Here is a 17488-nt window from a genome sequence, read left to right on the forward strand (position 1 = left end):
CGTCAGTGACCACGAAGGACCTGGGCAACGGTCGCAACGTTATGGGCGAGGTGCAGCGGATTGATCGTCCCGACAATAGCACTGGCCACGCCGGGCTGCTGGAACAACAACTCGAAGCTGGCGCGCACCGGATCCACGCCCGGACTCAGGCATACATGGCCGCTGGCCAGGGCTTTTTTCACCAGAATGGCTTTGCCGTGGGCAGCAGCATAGTCAATGACTGCCTTCTCGTTCTGTTCGTTCAGATTGTAGGTGACCATCGCGCAGTCCCCTTGCTCCAGCGCCTTGAGTCCGCCCTCGACCGTTTTGCCGGAGAAGCCGAAACCGCGAATCTTGCCCTCGGCCTTGAGTGCAGCGAGGGTGGCGTAGACCTCTTCGTGTTCGAGGATGGCCATGTCGTTGCCGTCGGAGTGCACCAGCACCAGGTCGATAAAATCGGTTTCAAGACGTTGCAGGCTGCGCTCCACCGACATCCGCGTGTGCGCCGCACTGAAGTCATGGCGCGACAGGCCGTCGGCAAACTCTTCACCGACCTTGCTGACGATTACCCAGTCCTGCCGCTGGCCGCGCAACAACGGGCCGAGGCGTTCTTCGCTGCGACCGTAGGCCGGGGCGGTGTCGATCAGGTTGATGCCCAACCCTTTGGCCTGCTTGAGCAGCATGCGTGCCGCGTCATCGTCGGGGATCTGGAAACCGTTGGGGTATTTCACCCCCTGGTCGCGGCCGAGTTTGACCGTGCCCAGGCCCAGCGGTGAAACCATCAGGCCGGTGCTGCCCAAGGGGCGATGCAGTTCGTGCAGGGTCGCTACGCTCATGGCAACAGTTGCTCCCAGGCTGGTACGCCCATAGGTGGTTTTGGCAGTGCCGGTAATGGCTCGGCCGGTTGCGGCTGGATACCGTCGCGCTCCAGCGAGGCGATGACCCGGTCAGCAAAGTCTGGCGCCAGTGCGAGTTTGGTCGGCCAGCCCACCAGCAGGCGACCCTGCTCGGCGAGGAAGGCGTTGTCCGGCCGGCTCAGGCCGGTTTGCAGGGGCTCGGCGCGGTCGACGCGCAAGGTCGCCCATTGCACCTGGCTCAGATCGATCCATGGCAGCAACTGGCCGAGCTCTTTCTGCGCGGTGGCGATCTGCTCGGCAGGTTCGCGGGCCACGCCATCGCTTTCGGCAATGTCGCCGCCCAGGTACCAGACCCAGTTGCCGTCAGCGGCCGGGTGGGTGGTGACGGTGATGCGCGGCTTGGTGCCGCCGCCCAGGCAGTGAGCGTACAGCGGCTTCAGGCTTGGGCCTTTGGCGATGATCATGTGCAGCGGCCGGCGTTGCATTGCCGGTTGAGTCAGGCCCAGGTCTTCCAGCAATCGGGCAGTGCCGGCGCCGGCACTGAGGACGATGCGCTGGGCGTGGATTTCACGACCGTCGACTTTCAGGCCGACCAGCACACCGGCTTCCAGCAGCGGCTCGATGGTTTGCCCGGCGAGTAGACCGTCACCGGCCAGATCGGCCAGGCGCTGGATCAGGCTCGGCACGTCAACCACCAGTTCGGCGAGGCGATAGACCTTGCCCTTGAAGCGCTTGTCTTGCAGGGCCGGCGGCAGTTGATCGCCCTTGACCTGATCGACCCGGCCACGCACGGCTTTGCTGGCGAAGAAACTGGTGAGGTTGCCGGCGAGGGTGCCGGGCGACCACAGGTAATGCGCTTCGGACAACAGGCGCACGCCGGACAGGTCCAGCTCGCCGTTGCCGGCCAGCGCTTCACGCCAGCGGCGCGGCATGTCGGCGATGGCTTCCGAGGCGCCGGTCAGCGCACCGTGCAACGCATATTTGGCGCCGCCGTGAATGATGCCCTGGGACTTCACACTCTGCCCGCCACCGAGGCTGGCACTTTCCACCAGCACGGTCGAAAAACCCTGACGGCGCAGACGCGCGTTCAGCCAGAGGCCGGCGACACCAGCGCCGACAATCAGAACGTCGGTGGAAATAACGGATGGCATGCAACGACCTCAGTGTTCAAGACGAGGGCGCAGTATACAGACTCGGGAAAGAGCGGGATTTGTCGATGATCAACAGGGCAGATGCAAAACCAAATGTGGGAGCGGGCTTGCTCGCGAATGCGGTGTGTCAGTTAACAGAAATGTTGTTGCCACACCGCCTTCGCGAGCAAGCCCGCTCCCACAGGGGATTTGCGTTACTGCAAATCAGTGCCCGGCAGTCTTGGAGAACAGCTGGATGACCACCACGCCGAGCACGATCAGCGCCATTCCGAGCATCGCCGGCACGTCCAGCTTCTGCCCATAAATGAACAGCGCTGCGACGCTGACCATGACGATGCCCATGCCCGCCCACACGGCGTAGGCGACTCCCACCGGCACAGTGCGCACCACCAGCGTCAGCATCCAGAACGCGATCCCGTAGCCGACGATCACCAGAATCAGCGGCAGCGGGGTGCTCAGGCCTTTGACTGCTTTCATCGAAACGGTGGCGATCACTTCGGCGCAGATGGCAATAGCCAGGAAGGCGTAGGCGTTCATGTGTAGATCCTCATGTAAAACGTTGCTTGCTGAGGCGGCATTCTAGTCGCTCGCCAGATGGGGTAAAGTCATTACCTATCTGTTTTGAAGATGGGTTGCAGCATGAATACCCTGTGGAATCTGGAACAACTGCGCGCTTTCGTCAGCGTCGCCGAACAACGCTCGTTTTCTGCCGTGGCGCGCCAGCAGCGCAAGGCGCAGTCGGCGATCAGCAGTGCGATTGCCATGCTGGAGGACGATTTGGGCGTCAGCCTGTTCGAGCGTAGCAGTGGTCGCTCACCCAGGCTCACCGAAGCGGGCGAAGCCTTGCTCGAAGAAGCCCGGGAAGTGTTGCGCCAATGCGCGCGGCTGAACGGTCGGGCGATGGCGATGATGCGCGGCCAGGAAGCGCAGCTTCGGGTGGCTCAGGATGAAGCCATGCCTTATCAGGCACTGGTGGAAAGCTTCGATGCGCTGGCCGAGCAATTTCCCAGCCTCGAAGTGCAACTGACCAGCGCCGCCCAGGGTGAAGTCGCACGCAAACTGGTCGAGCGTCGCGCCGATCTGGGCTTGCTGTTCTATCACGACGAAATTCCCGAAGCGCTGGAGCGTCGGGTATTGGGCCGGGTGGAAATGGTCACCGTCTGCGGGATCAATCATCCGCTGGCGACGCAGTCCTATGTCACCTGCCAGCAACTGGCACAGCATCGGCAATTGCTGATGTCGACGCAAACCAGCGTCTACCCCGGCAACGAACCGGCCAGTCCGCAGGTGTGGCGCGCTGACAGTTTCTACGTGATGGCCGAATGGCTGGTGCGGGATCTGGGCTGGGCCTGGCTGCCCCGGCATGTGGTGCAGTATTCGGCTTATCAGGGCCTGATGGTTGAACTGGACAGCGAATGGACCCCGCCGGCGCTGGTGGTGGAGCTGGTCTGGCGCCGGGATGAACCCCTCGGCCCGGCTGCGCGCTGGCTGGCTGAACGTTTTGCCGTGCACTTGCGGGCGATTGGCGACAAAAGTCGATAAACTCCGCCGCCATGAATAGAACTCTCTACACCGCGCTGTTTTACCTGGGGCTGCCATTGGTGGCGATTCGGCTGTGGCTGCGCTCGCGCAAGGCCCCGGCGTATGCCAAACGGATTGGCGAGCGCTTCTCTTACGGGATGCCGCGACTGCAACCCGGCGGGGTCTGGGTGCACGCGGTGTCTGTGGGCGAAAGCATTGCCGCCGCGCCGATGATTCGCGCCTTGCTGCAACGTTATCCACAGCTGCCGATCACCGTGACTTGCATGACCCCGACCGGATCAGAACGGATTCAGGCGCTGTTCGCCAATGAGCCGCGCATCCAGCATTGCTATCTGCCCTATGATTTGCCGTGCGCAGCGGCGCGTTTTCTTGATCACGCCAAACCGAAACTCGCGGTGATCATGGAAACCGAACTGTGGCCCAACCACATCCATCAGTGCGCCAAGCGTGGGATTCCGGTGGCGCTGGCCAACGGGCGATTGTCCGAGCGCTCGGCCCGAGGCTATGGCCGCTTCAGCAAGCTGACCGCGCCGATGCTCGCTGAAATGAGTTTTTTCGCGGTGCAGACCGAGGCTGAAGCCCAGCGCTTCCGCGATCTCGGCGCGCGTCCGCAGACGGTTGAAGTCACCGGTTCGATCAAGTTCGATCTGACCATCGACCCGCAACTGCTGCAACGTGCCGCTGAGCTGCGCGGGCAGTGGCAAGCGCTGGAGCGCCCGGTATGGATCGCCGCCAGCACCCACGAAGGCGAAGACGAGGTCGTGCTCGACGCCCATCGTCGGCTGCTGGCGAACTACCCGAATGCGCTGCTGATTCTGGTGCCGCGCCATCCCGAACGCTTCAACTCGGTGTTCGAATTGTGCCAGCGTGAAGGCTTTGCCACGGTGCGCCGTTCCACCGGTGCCAACGTCGAAGCGGACACTTCAGTGCTGCTCGGCGACACCATGGGCGAGCTGCTGTTTCTCTATGCACTGGCTGACAGTGCTTTCGTCGGCGGCAGCCTGGTGACCAACGGCGGGCATAACCTGCTAGAGCCGGCAGCACTGGCAAAACCGGTACTCAGCGGCCCGCACCTGTTCAACTTCCTCGACATCGCCGCGCAGTTGCGCGAAGCCGGCGCGCTGGCCGAAGTGGATGATGCCGAAGGGCTGGCGGTGGAAGTGCAGCGCTTGTTCGAATTGCCGCGCGATGCCCAGCACATGGCCGAGGCGGGGCTGGCGGTGATGCGGCGTAATCAGGGGGCGTTGCAGCGGTTGCTGGATGGGCTGGGCCGGTTGATCAAATAGTCGCCCGGAACATTTATTGTGGTGAGGGGATTTATCCCCGATGGGTTGCGCAGCAGTCGTTAACCCTGCTTGCCATATCAGACTGAATCACCGCGGTGAATGGTTTTGGGGCTGCTACGCACCCCATCGGGGATAAATCCCCTCGCCACAGGGGATTTTCCAGATTGTTTACGGGCGCGCCTTGAGCTGTGCTTCGGCTGCCTTGGCCAGATCCGGCGGGAGGAAGTCCTTGTCCGGGTTGTAGTCGGGCTTCAGATAGCGCGCCAGGTCCTGCAAGTCACCCGGATTCAACGTTCCCGCTGCCTGCTTCAAACGCAGGTTGTCGAGGATGTAGTCGTAGCGGGTGTTGTTGTAGTTGCGCACCGAGGTGTACAGCTGGCGCTGGGCGTCAAGCACGTCGACGATATTGCGCGTCCCCACCTGATAGCCGATTTCCGTGGCTTCCACCGCGCTCTGGTTGGAGATGATCGACTGACGGCGCGCCTGCACCTGCTCGACATCGGTGTTCACCGCGCGGTGCAGGTTGCGGGTGTTTTCCACCACTTGCCGGCGCAGGGATTCGCGCTGTTGCTCGCTCTGATCCAGTTGCGCATAGGACTGGCGCACTTGCGAACTGGTCAGCCCGCCGCTGTAGATCGGAATGTTCAGTTGCAGGCCCAGGGTGCTTTGCTCGACGTTGCCACTGTACGGCGTACCGAAGGCGTTCGGGTTGGCGAAACCGAGGGCGTCGTTGTCACCCTTTTCGTATTTGGCCACGGCATCGAGGGTCGGCAGGTGACCGGCCTTGCGCTGTTTTAGGGTCTGTTCGGCGGAGCTGACCGCAAAGTTGCTCGCCAGCAGATTGAGGTTCTGTTTGCCCGCCGTGTCGACCCAGGCCTTGGCGTCGTTTGGCGCCGGCGGCAGGATCGGCAGCGTGTGGACGATGCCCTGAATCGAGTTGTACTGACGGTTGGTCAGGGTGATCAGCGCTTCGAACGCATCGTCAACCTGACGCTGCGCAACGATACGGTTGGCGCGCGCGGTGTCGTAACTGGCCTGCGATTGCAGGACATCGGTCTTGTCCGACAGGCCGACATCGAAACGCTCGTTGGACTGGTCGAGCTGACGCTTGAACGCGGCTTCTTCAGCCTTGGTCGAGGCCAGGTTGTCCTGACTGCGCAGCACGTTGAAGTAGCTTTCAGCCGATTGCAGAATCAGGTTCTGTTCGGTGGCCGAGAGTTGCAGGGCGGCTTGTTCGTTGACGTCTTTCGCCGCTTGGTACTGGAACCAGCGATCGGCGCGGAACAAGGGTTGTGCCAGGGTCGCCTGATAGGAATGCGCGCTGCGATTGGCAATGGCTGAAGGCTGGTCGATCGAGGTGCGCACATTCGCCACTTCGGCGCCGCCAGACAAGTTCGGCAGCAAGCCGGCACGGGCCTGTGGCACCACTTCTTTCTGGGCGCCGTACTGGGCGCGGGCGGCGGCCAGATCGGCGTTGTTGTCGACGGCTTCCTGATAGACGCTGACCAGATCGGTCTTGGTCGACAAGGGCGCTTCTGCTGCCCAGGCCATTGCGTTGGACGCACAAGACACGGCAAGAGCCAGTGAAAGTTTGCGCAGCATGAGGCGATCCCTAGCAAAAATATTACGGAAATAATGTGCGCGCCAAGGCTACGGCGCGGCCCCGGCAGCGTCAAGGCGCGCAGGGCAAAGCGAGTGTAGTTGCGCAATCGTGCGGCAACAATCCTGCAAGTCCCGGTAATTGCGCCATTCATCATGGTGTTTGCCGCGGTGTTGGCGTTCTTTGCTGGTTGTGTCTAGACTGGCCGGGTTCTTGTCGGGGTGCCTTGCTATGAGGCTGAGATCGAATAATTTCGGATCCCGTTGAACCTGATCAGGTTAGCGCCTGCGTAGGGAACAAGATTTCTCGTCACCCGGCGAGTCCTCTTGTGCTTCGTCCGGGATATTGTTCGACAATCGAACGCTCGACGACGATGCACAGCACCAGTCCTGGTGCGTCCGTGCCTTTCAGGTTCTGCTCCGACAATCCATTGCCTGGATGCTGTCTGGAGAGCCCGTGATGACTACAAAAGCAAAAAACGCGATCAACCTGAGTGATTCGGCCAAGGTCGATGAGCAGTCGGTTCAGCCGTTCACCCGTTCGCAAAAAGTCTACGTTCAGGGCTCGCGCCCGGACATCCGCGTGCCGATGCGCGAAATCACCCTCGATGTGACGCCGACCGATTTCGGTGGCGAAATCAACGCGCCGGTCACCGTCTACGACACCTCCGGCCCGTACACCGATCCGAACGTGGTGATCGACGTGCGCAAAGGTCTGGGCGACGTGCGTTCGGCGTGGATCGACGACCGTGGCGACACCGAGCGTTTGCCAGGCCTGAGTTCCAACTTCGGTCAGGAGCGCCTCGCCGACCCTGAACTGACCAAACTGCGTTTCGCTCACGTCAACAACCCGCGCCGGGCCAAGGCCGGGGCCAACGTCAGCCAGATGCACTACGCGCGCAAAGGCATCATCACCGCCGAGATGGAATACGTCGCCATCCGCGAAAACATGAAGCTGCAAGAGGCCCGCGCCGCCGGCCTGCTGAACCAGCAACACGCCGGCCACAGCTTCGGCGCGAGCATTCCGAAAGAAATCACCGCTGAATTCGTCCGCGAAGAAATCGCCCGTGGTCGCGCGATCATTCCGGCCAACATCAACCACGTCGAACTGGAACCGATGATCATCGGCCGTAACTTCCTGGTGAAGATCAACGGCAACATCGGCAACAGCGCCCTGGGTTCGTCCATCGAAGAAGAAGTGGCGAAACTGACCTGGGGCATTCGCTGGGGCTCGGACACGGTGATGGACCTGTCCACCGGCAAACACATTCACGAAACCCGCGAGTGGATCATCCGCAACTCGCCGGTGCCGATCGGTACCGTGCCGATCTATCAGGCGCTGGAGAAGGTCAACGGCGTCGCTGAAGACCTGACCTGGGAGCTGTTCCGCGACACGCTGATCGAACAGGCCGAGCAGGGCGTCGACTACTTCACCATCCACGCCGGCGTGCTGTTGCGCTACGTGCCGCTGACCGCCAAACGCGTGACCGGCATCGTTTCCCGTGGCGGTTCGATCATGGCCAAGTGGTGCCTGGCGCACCACAAAGAGAACTTCCTCTACACCCACTTCGACGAAATCTGCGAAATCATGAAGGCCTACGACGTCAGCTTCTCGCTGGGCGATGGCCTGCGTCCGGGCTCGATTGCCGACGCCAACGACGAAGCGCAATTCGGCGAACTGGAAACCCTCGGCGAGCTGACCAAGATTGCCTGGAAACACGACGTGCAGTGCATGATCGAAGGCCCGGGCCACGTGCCGATGCAGTTGATCAAAGAGAACATGGACAAGCAGCTGGAGTGCTGCGACGAGGCGCCGTTCTACACCCTCGGCCCGCTGACCACCGACATCGCGCCGGGTTACGACCACATCACCTCGGGTATCGGTGCGGCGATGATCGGCTGGTTCGGTTGCGCCATGCTCTGCTACGTGACGCCGAAGGAACACCTCGGCTTGCCGAACAAGGATGACGTGAAGACCGGGATCATCACCTACAAGATCGCCGCCCACGCAGCGGACCTGGCCAAAGGGCATCCGGGCGCGCAGATTCGCGACAACGCCTTGAGCAAGGCGCGTTTCGAATTCCGTTGGGAAGACCAGTTCAACCTCGGTCTCGATCCGGACACCGCGCGTTCGTATCACGATGAAACCCTGCCGAAGGACTCGGCCAAGGTCGCGCACTTCTGCTCGATGTGCGGGCCGAAATTCTGCTCGATGAAGATCACTCAGGAAGTCCGTGAATACGCGGCCAACCAGCGGATCGACGCGGTCGACGTGGACGTCGCCCAGGGCCTGGCGGAACAGGCCGAGCGGTTCAAGAAGGAAGGCAGTCAGCTCTATAAAAAAGTCTGATCCCTGACTGATCTTTTGTGGTGAGGGGATTTATCCCCGATCGACTGCGCAGCAGTCGCAATTTTGAGAACCGGGTCCTTCAGATGTACCGCATTCTCAGGTTTTGGGGCTGCTTCGCAGCCCATCGGGGATGAATCCCCTCGCCACAAGTGGGCCAGCTTGATCACACACAACAACAAATGTCCCTCTGAGATAACACCCTTGAGCATTCAACCCGGCACTTATTCCCCTGACCTCGCCGTACCCGCCGACAAGCGGGTGTTCGGCGGTCGCGATCTGTTTTCCCTGTGGTTTTCCCTCGGCATCGGCTTGATGGTATTGCAGACCGGCGCCTTGCTCGCGCCGGGTCTGGGCCTCTCCGGTTCGCTGCTGGCGATTTTCCTCGGCACGCTGGTTGGCGTTCTGCTGTTGGCCGCTGTCGGCGTGATCGGCAGCGATACCGGTCTGTCGTCGATGGCCGCACTGAAACTGAGCCTCGGCAGCAAAGGCGCGAGCCTGCCGGCGTTGCTCAACCTGCTGCAACTGATCGGTTGGGGCTCGTTCGAAATCATAGTCATGCGTGACGCCGCCAGCCTGCTCGGCACTCGCGCGTTCAGCGAGGGTTCGCTGTGGGCCAGTCCGATGCTCTGGACCTTGTGCTTCGGTGCGCTGGCGACCCTGCTCGCGGTCAGCGGGCCGCTGACGTTCGTGCGCAAGATCCTGCGCAAGTGGGGCATCTGGCTGATTCTGGCCGCGTGCATCTGGCTGACCTGGAATCTGTTCGCCAAGGCTGATCTGGCGGCACTCTGGGCGCGTGCCGGGGACGGTTCGATGCCGTTCGCCGTGGGCTTCGACATTGCCATCGCCATGCCGCTGTCGTGGCTGCCGCTGATCGCCGATTACTCGCGCTTCGGCAAGCGTGCGAAGAACGTGTTCGGCGGCACCGCCATCGGTTTCTTCATCGGTAACTTCTGGTTGATGAGTCTCGGCGTGGCCTACACCCTGGCGTTTGCGCCGAGTGGTGAAGTCAATGCGTTACTGCTGGCACTGGCCGGGGCCGGTCTGGGCATTCCGCTGTTGCTGATTCTGCTGGATGAGTCGGAAAACGCTTTCGCCGACATTCATTCGGCCGCGGTGTCGAGCGGGATTCTGTTGCGCTTGAAAGTCGAGCATCTGGCCTTGGCCATCGGCGTGATCTGCACCCTGATTGCACTGCTGGCGCCATTGGCGCAGTACCAGAACTTCCTGCTGTTGATCGGTTCGGTGTTCGCGCCGCTGTTCGGCGTGGTGCTGGTGGATCACTTCATCCTGCGCAAGCGCAGCGCTCAGGTGGCGTCAGCCGCATTGCGCTGGCCGGCGCTGTTGGCGTGGCTGGGCGGGATCAGCACCTACCACTTGCTGGCGAATCTGTATCCGGATGTCGGCGCGACCCTGCCGGCACTGGTGCTGGCAGGGCTGTTGCAACTGGTGCTCGGTCGGGCGTTCAGTTACGGCCGGGAAACAGCTCGGGTTTGAGAATGCCGTTCAGACGCGGGTAAGGGATCTTCAGTTCGACGTGGCCCAGCGCGTAAGGCGCGATGGTGCTCACGTCGTACTTGAGGATCACGCCACCGTAGGTCAGCGCCACGTTCGGGGTTTTGACGAACGGCCAGCTCTTCACGAAATCCGCTTCCTGATCAAGCTTGGTGCTGATCAGCCAGCTGTTATGCGCCACTTGCGCCGCTTTCCAGAACGCCTCTTCCTGACCCGGCAGCAACATGTCCGACAGGTTCAGCACTTTATGCTGCTGACGCGAATAGTTGATGAAACCGCGGCCCGGCGTGCCATGGGCGCCGCCGGTGTCGAGATAGCTCGACAGTTCGATGATCACCAAGCCGTCATGCTGCTCGCGTACCTTGGCCTGCAAATAGCTGCTGTTGCGCGGGCCGGCGTTGCGCAGGAATTGATCACGATAGGCGGCCAGGGTTGGCGCTACCGCTGCGTTTTGCTCGGTGCGGGTCATTTGCAGCAGGCGTTTTTCGATGATGCCGTCCAGCGCAGGCTCGGCCGCGAAGTGCACGGTATCGATATTCACCAGCGGGCAGTCCGGGTTGGAACAGCCGGGTTTCAGGGTTTCCGACGCATCGCGGGTGGTTTCCAGCGGCGTGCGGTAGTTGGGCTGGAACAGGTTGGCGCAGGCGCCCAGGGTCAGGGCGATGGCGGCCACGGAGGCAATTTTGAAAAGCGACATGGGCGTCCTTTCTGAAACAGGGGAAGGCAAAAAGTTATCCGCTTCGACTCTCGCCGAAGCAGTCAGTTCGCCACTAAGCTAATTAGAGTGGGTTTCGCCGCCACCGTCCATCCCGCTGACGGTAAAGGGGCTGCATCAATCATCGCGGGCGCGTTAGGATGGCGCGAAGTCGAGGCCGCCAGTAACCAAAAGCAGCCTCGTATTGGATTTGCAGCAAGAGAGGATGCTCATGACAGATTTTGCCAACGCCACTCCGGCCACCGTCGATGTTGTAAAGCGCGAGCGCTGCTACGAGGGCTTCTACAAGCTCGACCGTTTGCACCTGCGCCATGAGCTGTTCGCCGGGGGCATGAGCCGCGAGATCAACCGCGAAGTCTTCGTGCGTCACGATGCCGTGTGCCTGCTGCCTTACGATCCAAAGCGCGATGAAGTGGTGCTGCTCGAGCAGTTTCGCGTCGGTGCCATGGGCAAGACCGACAACCCGTGGCTGGTTGAGCTGGTCGCCGGTCTGATCGACAAGGCCGAAGTGCCGGAAGAAGTTGCTCACCGCGAGGCGCAGGAGGAAGCTGGGCTGGACATCAAGGCCCTGTGGCCGATGACCCAATATTTCCCGTCGCCGGGCGGCAGCAACGAATACGTGCATTTGTTTCTGGGGCGTTGCAGTACAGAAGGCGTAGGCGGCCTGCATGGGCTGGAGGAAGAAGCAGAAGACATCCGTGTCACGGTCTGGGCCTTTGAAGATGCCTTGCAGGCCGTCCGTGACGGACGCATTGCCAACGCGGCGAGCATCATCGCCTTGCAATGGCTGGCGCTGAACCGCGCCGAAGTGAGGGGGTTATGGTCGTAAACAAGCTGCGCGATCGCTATCGAGTCGACCTCGCCGGGCTGCAAGCCGCCTGCGAGGCCAACTACGCGCGCCTGATGCGACTGGTGCCGGACATGCGCAACGACCCCGAGGCGCGGCGGATCGCCGTGACCCAGGGCGAGCAGATGCTCGGCGTGCTGGCCCTCGAAGTGCTGCAGACTTGCCCCTACACCACCACTTTGCAGGTGCGTCAGGAACACAGTTTGCCGTGGCTGCCGGTGCCGCAACTGGAAGTGCAGGTCTATCACGACGCGCGCATGGCCGAGGTGATCAGCGCCGAACATGCACGACGCTTTCGCGGCATCTATCCTTACCCGAACGCCGCGATGCATCAGCCGGATGAAAAGGCCCAGCTCAATCTGTTCCTCGGGGAATGGCTGAGCCATTGTCTGGCCCTGGGGCACGAGTACGAAGTCGTACGCTAGTTGTGAACTGCGTCCGGTTCGCCGGTTTCCTCTTTGCGTCATCCCCCAGCATAATTGCGGCACTCAACCGATTCCGTGCTTTTGCCCTGGGAGAACGCCTTGCCGAGCGTATCCACATTGACCACCGCCGATCCGGCGTTGCTGGTGCAGTTATCCGACAGTCATCTGTTCGCCGAGGCGGACGGCACACTGCTGGGCATGAACACCCGCGAGAGTCTGCAAAAGGTCATCGAGTTGGTGCTGGGGCAGCAACCTCGGATCGACTTGATTCTGGCCACGGGGGACCTTTCCCAGGATGGCACTCTGGAGTCGTATCAACAGTTTCGTGAGATGACGGCGCAGATCGATGCGCCGGCGCGCTGGATTCCCGGCAATCACGATGAGCCGCAAATCATGGCTCAGGCCGCAGTGCAAAGTGCATTGCTGGAGTCAGTGGTCGATGTCGGCAACTGGCGCGTGACCTTGCTCGACTCGGCGGTGCCGGGCTCTGTGCCGGGGTATCTGCAGGATGATCAGTTGCAACTGCTGGCGCGCTCGCTGAGCGAAGCGCCGGAGCGCCATCATCTGGTGTGTTTCCACCATCATCCGGTGCCGGTGGGTTGTGCCTGGGCGGAGCCGATCGGTTTGCGCAATCCCGAAGCATTCTTCGACGTGCTCGATCGTTTTCCTCAGGCTCGCGCGGTGCTGTGGGGGCATGTGCATCAGGAGATCGACCGCGAACGCAACGGCGTACGGCTGATGGCCTCGCCATCGACCTGCATTCAGTTCGAGCCCGGCAGTCACGACTTCAAGGTCGGCGAACAGGCGCCGGGCTATCGCTGGTTGCGGCTGTTGCCGGACGGGCGGCTGGAAACCGGTGTCGAGCGCGTTACCGACTTCCAATTCACCGTCGATTACGGCTCCGAAGGCTACTGATTTCGATCAAGAGCCCCTCACCCCAGCCCTCTCCCGGAGGGAGAGGGAGCTGACCGAGGTGTCTGGCGTTATCCATCGACCTGAAAGAATGTGTCGATTATGGATTCGCTGAAACTCGCTCAAGTCGGTGTAGCTCTTGAATATCCCCCATTCAGTCCCTTTCCCTCCGGGAGAGGGCTAGGGTGAGGGGCTTTCTCCCTGTAAACTCCGCTATCTTTCGCCGACACCCAGGGAGCTCAAATGTCCGGTTCGATCCTCTATATCCACGGTTTCAACAGCGCGCCGGCCTCGAAAAAGGCCTGTCAGCTGGTCGAGGTGATGGAACGGCTGGGTTTGAGCGACCAATTGCGTGTCCCGGCGCTGCATCACCACCCGCGTGAAGCCATCGGTCAGTTGCAGCGGGCGATTGCCGAGCTGGGCCGGCCGTTGCTGGTGGGAAGCTCACTCGGCGGCTACTATGCGACTCACCTGGCTGAGCGCCACGGCTTGAAAGCCCTGCTGGTCAACCCGGCGGTCAGCCCGCACCGGATGTTCGACGGCTACCTGGGCACACAGAAAAACCTGTATACCGATGAGACCTGGGAATTGACCCACGACCATGTGACGGCCCTGGCCGAGCTGGAAGTGCCGGCACCCGTGGATGCACAGCGTTATCAGGTGTGGTTGCAGACCGGCGATGAAACACTGGATTATCGCCTCGCCCAGCAGCATTACCGGGCCTGCGCCTTGCGCATTCAGGCCGGCGGCGACCATGGTTACCAGGGTTTTGCCGAACAATTACCGGCGTTGTTGAGTTTTGCCGGCATTGGCGCCGATTTGTATCAGGCAATCGATTTCACCGCACTGTGAAGTCTTGCCCCTTTTTCATTGAATCACTGACGACGAGACCCTATGGCCACTCCCAGCGCTAGCTCTTATAACGCCGACGCCATCGAAGTCCTCTCGGGCCTCGACCCGGTGCGCAAACGCCCCGGCATGTACACCGACACCAGTCGGCCGAACCACCTCGCCCAGGAAGTCATCGACAACAGTGTCGACGAAGCCCTGGCCGGCCACGCCAAATCGGTGCAGGTCATTCTGCACGCCGATCACTCGCTGGAAGTCAGCGACGACGGTCGCGGCATGCCGGTCGACATTCACCCGGAAGAGGGCGTATCGGGTGTCGAGCTGATCCTCACCAAGCTGCATGCGGGCGGCAAGTTTTCCAACAAGAACTACCAGTTCTCCGGCGGTCTGCACGGGGTGGGTATTTCCGTGGTCAACGCCTTGTCGACCGAAGTCCGGGTGCGCGTGAAGCGTGACGGCAACGAATACCAGATGACCTTCAAGGATGGCTTCAAGGCCACCGAGCTGGAAATCGTCGGCACCGTTGGCAAGCGCAACACCGGCACCAGCGTGTACTTCGCGCCGGATCCGAAATATTTTGATTCACCGAAATTCTCCATCAGCCGCCTCAAGCACGTGCTCAAGGCCAAGGCTGTGCTGTGCCCGGGGCTGCTGGTCAGCTTCGAAGACAAGGGCACCGGCGAGAAAGTCGAATGGCATTACGAAGACGGCCTGCGCTCCTATCTGGTGGACGCGGTCAGCGAATTCGAACGCCTGCCGGACGAGCCATTCTGCGGCAGCCTCGCCGGTAATAAAGAAGCGGTGGACTGGGCGCTGCTGTGGCTGCCGGAAGGTGGCGACGCGGTGCAGGAAAGCTACGTCAACCTGATCCCGACGGCGCAGGGCGGGACCCATGTCAACGGTTTGCGTCAGGGCCTGCTGGATGCGATGCGCGAGTTCTGCGAATTCCGCAGCCTGCTGCCGCGCGGGGTGAAGCTGGCGCCGGAAGACGTCTGGGAGCGCATCGCTTTCGTGCTGTCGATGAAGATGCAGGAGCCGCAATTCTCTGGCCAGACCAAAGAGCGCTTGTCGTCCCGTGAAGCGGCGGCATTCGTTTCCGGCGTCGTGAAAGATGCATTCAGCCTGTGGCTCAACGCCAACCCGGAAACCGGTCTGGCGCTGGCCGAACTGGCGATCAACAACGCCGGTCGCCGCCTGAAAGCAAGCAAGAAAGTCGAGCGCAAACGCGTCACCCAGGGGCCGGCGTTGCCGGGCAAACTGGCTGACTGCGCGGGTCAGGATCCGATGCGTTCCGAGCTGTTCCTGGTCGAAGGTGATTCCGCCGGCGGTTCCGCCAAGCAAGCGCGGGACAAGGAATTCCAGGCGATCCTGCCGTTGCGCGGCAAGATCCTCAACACCTGGGAAGTCGATGGCAGCGAAGTGCTGGCCAGCCAGGAAGTGCACAACATCGCCGTGGCCATCGGGGTCGATCCGGGTGCGGCAGACATGAGTCAGCTGCGCTACGGCAAAATCTGCATCCTCGCCGACGCCGACTCCGACGGTCTGCACATCGCGACGCTGCTGTGCGCGTTGTTCGTCCAGCATTTCCGCCCGCTGGTGGACGCCGGTCACGTCTACGTGGCGATGCCGCCGCTGTACCGCATCGATCTCGGCAAAGAGATCTACTACGCCCTCGACGAAGCCGAGCGCGACGGGATTCTCGATCGTCTGGTGGCCGAGAAGAAACGCGGCAAACCGCAGGTCACCCGATTCAAAGGTCTGGGTGAAATGAACCCGCCGCAACTGCGTGAAACCACCATGGACCCGAACACCCGGCGCCTGGTGCAGTTGACGCTGGGCGATGATTTTGCCGAAACCTCGGAAATGATGGACATGTTGCTGGCGAAGAAACGCGCCGGTGACCGCAAGACCTGGCTCGAATCCAAGGGCAACCTTGCCGAGGTGCTGGCCTGATGCGGTTTGGCTGGGCCTTGGCGGGTGCATTGCTGCTGAGTGCGATGGGCGTGTCGGCGGAGCCGCTGCAGGAGTTGCGCGTGCTCTCGGAACATCCGGTCGAAGGCATGCGTGGTGGCAACCTGTCGGGACTGGCCATGTGTGGCAGCGAGTTGTGGACGGTGTCGGACCGCGATGACGATCAGATCTATCGGCTCAATACCGCCGATCAGGTCTGGCAGGCCGAAGCCTTGCACATCGACGTGCCGCTGGTGCCGGAGACCGGTTTGCCGTGGGGATTGCGCTCGCGCAATTGGGCCGCGTCGTTCGTGCGCGGTGGCGACCTCGATTTCGAAGGCATCAGCTGCGACAGCGCCGGCAATCGCTACATTGTCAGCGAGGGCCACGCGGCGGTCTTGCAGGTGCCCGTCAGCGGCCCGGCCAACTGGCTGAAGATTTCGCCGATGATGGTTCGCGAAGCGCGGGCCAGTGGCATGCTCCTGCATTTCAATGCGATCTTCGAAGGTCTGGCGATCAACCCGGCGGGCGATCAGATGTGGCTGGCCGGCGAACGGCAAAACCGCGGCTTGCTGCTGATCAAGCGTCAGCAGACGGTGTGGGATTGCGACGGTCGTTGCGTGCTGCTCAGCGAGGGCGGCAAGGAGATGCAGCCGCCGCAGTTCCCGCACGCCAAAGCGGTCGACCGCGACTTTTCCGACCTTTCGTTGTTCAACGGCAAATTGTTTACCCTTGAACGCAACGCCTTCCAGATTTGTCGGCGCGATGCGCAGACTGCCAAGGTCGAGCGCTGCTGGTCGTACGCCGCTGAACTGTTGCAGGCCAACCGCCGTTACTCGCAAAACTTCGGGTTGGAAGAGGCATTGATCGTTGACGCTGAGGGTGCGTGGGTCGGCGTCGACAATAATTTCGGCCCCCGCGCCGACGGAGAGGTTCGACCGATCGTCTGGCGCTTCGCCGCGCCTGAAGGTGGCTGGAGCGCCAAGCCGTGAGTCAGCAACCGCCGGGCAAACGCGCCGGCCGGGTGTTGATGATTCTGGCCTGGTGCGCGGGGCTGTTTCTGGCCACGCGGTTTTTCGGCCAGTGGGAAGAACGTCAGCAGAATCCGAACGTGGTGGTCACGTCCGAGCAGCACGGTGGCGTGATCGAAGTGAAGCTGGCCGGCAACGCCCAAGGGCATTTTGTCGCCAGCGGCCAGATCAACGGTGAGCCGGTGGAGTTCATGCTCGACACCGGCGCGACCGATGTGGCGATCCCGGCGGATCTGGCCAAACGGTTAAAGCTGGAAGAAGGTTTCGGCGTGACCCTGAGCACGGCCAACGGCCTGAGCCAAGGCTACCGGACAAAGATCGACCGCCTGCAACTGGGCGACATCGTGCTGCGGGACGTCCGCGCGCTGGTGGCGCCAGGTCTGCATGGCGATCAGGTGCTGCTCGGCATGAGCGCCCTGAACAAACTTGAATTTACCCAGCGCGGCGGCACCATGCTGCTGCGCCAGACAACGAACCGATGAG

Annotated in this window: 16 protein-coding genes and 1 riboswitch; of the genes, 11 read left to right on the forward strand and 5 right to left on the reverse strand. The window is 61.8% G+C overall.

The features are described from left to right. Nucleotides 1-2: 2 nt before the first annotated feature. From E3Z29_RS05085 to E3Z29_RS05095, 3 genes are all read right to left on the reverse strand, one after another. A complete protein-coding gene (locus E3Z29_RS05085) occupies nucleotides 3-815 on the reverse strand; it encodes an aldo/keto reductase (protein WP_134785287.1) in 813 nt (270 codons plus the stop codon). Next, complete coding sequence (locus tag E3Z29_RS05090; RefSeq protein WP_134785288.1) at nucleotides 812-1987, reverse strand: FAD-binding oxidoreductase; 1176 nt, start codon at nucleotides 1985-1987, stop codon at nucleotides 812-814. The genes E3Z29_RS05085 and E3Z29_RS05090 overlap by 4 nt, the downstream gene beginning before the upstream one ends. Nucleotides 1988-2191: 204 nt before the next feature. Then, the gene (locus E3Z29_RS05095) at nucleotides 2192-2524 is read right to left on the reverse strand and encodes a multidrug efflux SMR transporter (protein ID WP_003221050.1); all 333 of its coding nucleotides are present in this window, start codon (nucleotides 2522-2524) and stop codon (nucleotides 2192-2194) included. A gap of 102 nt (nucleotides 2525-2626) precedes the next feature. Here E3Z29_RS05095 and E3Z29_RS05100 point away from each other — a divergent pair, with 102 nt between their 5' ends. Together E3Z29_RS05100 and waaA are read left to right on the forward strand one after the other, a co-directional pair. Continuing rightward, nucleotides 2627-3529 carry a LysR family transcriptional regulator gene (locus E3Z29_RS05100; protein WP_095138092.1) on the forward strand — a complete coding sequence of 301 codons (903 nt, stop codon included), beginning with the start codon at nucleotides 2627-2629 and terminating at the stop codon, nucleotides 3527-3529. A gap of 11 nt (nucleotides 3530-3540) precedes the next feature. After that, nucleotides 3541-4815, forward strand: a complete 1275-nt coding sequence (gene waaA / locus E3Z29_RS05105) for a lipid IV(A) 3-deoxy-D-manno-octulosonic acid transferase (protein WP_134785289.1) — start codon at nucleotides 3541-3543, stop codon at nucleotides 4813-4815. 168 nt (nucleotides 4816-4983) lie between these two features. Here the strand turns inward: waaA and E3Z29_RS05110 are convergent, their stop codons facing one another. Continuing rightward, nucleotides 4984-6417, reverse strand: coding sequence for a TolC family outer membrane protein (locus tag E3Z29_RS05110; RefSeq protein ID WP_134785290.1), 1434 nt, complete (start codon nucleotides 6415-6417; stop codon nucleotides 4984-4986). A gap of 205 nt (nucleotides 6418-6622) precedes the next feature. Beyond that, nucleotides 6623-6728: riboswitch (TPP riboswitch) on the forward strand. 146 nt (nucleotides 6729-6874) lie between these two features. Between E3Z29_RS05110 and thiC the strand changes: the two genes are divergently transcribed. Then, nucleotides 6875-8764, forward strand: a complete 1890-nt coding sequence (thiC, locus tag E3Z29_RS05115; RefSeq protein WP_095138094.1) for a phosphomethylpyrimidine synthase ThiC — start codon at nucleotides 6875-6877, stop codon at nucleotides 8762-8764. A 201-nt stretch (nucleotides 8765-8965) separates the two neighbouring features. Continuing rightward, nucleotides 8966-10258 (forward strand): putative hydroxymethylpyrimidine transporter CytX, encoded by a 1293-nt coding sequence (gene cytX / locus E3Z29_RS05125; protein ID WP_134785292.1) that lies wholly within the window; start codon nucleotides 8966-8968, stop codon nucleotides 10256-10258. Here the strand turns inward: cytX and E3Z29_RS05130 are convergent. Beyond that, complete coding sequence (locus E3Z29_RS05130) at nucleotides 10227-10973, reverse strand: RsiV family protein (protein ID WP_027611391.1); 747 nt, start codon at nucleotides 10971-10973, stop codon at nucleotides 10227-10229. The two genes, cytX and E3Z29_RS05130, sit on opposite strands and share 32 nt — an antisense overlap. A gap of 229 nt (nucleotides 10974-11202) precedes the next feature. Here E3Z29_RS05130 and E3Z29_RS05135 point away from each other — a divergent pair, with 229 nt between their 5' ends. The 7 genes from E3Z29_RS05135 to E3Z29_RS05165 all read left to right on the forward strand — a co-directional run bounded on the left by E3Z29_RS05135 (nucleotide 11203) and on the right by E3Z29_RS05165 (nucleotide 17487). After that, complete coding sequence (locus E3Z29_RS05135; RefSeq protein WP_134785293.1) at nucleotides 11203-11820, forward strand: NUDIX domain-containing protein; 618 nt, start codon at nucleotides 11203-11205, stop codon at nucleotides 11818-11820. Then, entirely contained in the window at nucleotides 11811-12263 is a 453-nt protein-coding gene (locus E3Z29_RS05140) for a DUF1249 domain-containing protein (protein ID WP_007967395.1), read from the forward strand. The genes E3Z29_RS05135 and E3Z29_RS05140 overlap by 10 nt, the downstream gene beginning before the upstream one ends. 99 nt (nucleotides 12264-12362) lie before the next feature. Next, complete coding sequence (cpdA, locus tag E3Z29_RS05145) at nucleotides 12363-13178, forward strand: 3',5'-cyclic-AMP phosphodiesterase (protein WP_027611393.1); 816 nt, start codon at nucleotides 12363-12365, stop codon at nucleotides 13176-13178. Nucleotides 13179-13418: 240 nt separating this feature from the next. Beyond that, complete coding sequence (locus E3Z29_RS05150; RefSeq protein WP_134785294.1) at nucleotides 13419-14027, forward strand: YqiA/YcfP family alpha/beta fold hydrolase; 609 nt, start codon at nucleotides 13419-13421, stop codon at nucleotides 14025-14027. Nucleotides 14028-14069: 42 nt separating this feature from the next. Next, entirely contained in the window at nucleotides 14070-15977 is a 1908-nt protein-coding gene (parE, locus tag E3Z29_RS05155; protein WP_007967400.1) for a DNA topoisomerase IV subunit B, read from the forward strand. Continuing rightward, nucleotides 15977-16966, forward strand: a complete 990-nt coding sequence (locus E3Z29_RS05160; RefSeq protein WP_134785295.1) for an esterase-like activity of phytase family protein — start codon at nucleotides 15977-15979, stop codon at nucleotides 16964-16966. Before parE ends, E3Z29_RS05160 begins: the two co-directional genes overlap by 1 nt. Then, the gene (locus E3Z29_RS05165) at nucleotides 16963-17487 is read left to right on the forward strand and encodes a TIGR02281 family clan AA aspartic protease (RefSeq protein WP_027611396.1); all 525 of its coding nucleotides are present in this window, start codon (nucleotides 16963-16965) and stop codon (nucleotides 17485-17487) included. The genes E3Z29_RS05160 and E3Z29_RS05165 overlap by 4 nt, the downstream gene beginning before the upstream one ends. Nucleotide 17488: the final 1 nt, after the last annotated feature.

The sequence above is a fragment of the Pseudomonas sp. S150 genome (genome assembly GCF_004526365.1).
GTDB lineage: Bacteria > Pseudomonadota > Gammaproteobacteria > Pseudomonadales > Pseudomonadaceae > Aquipseudomonas > Aquipseudomonas putida_A.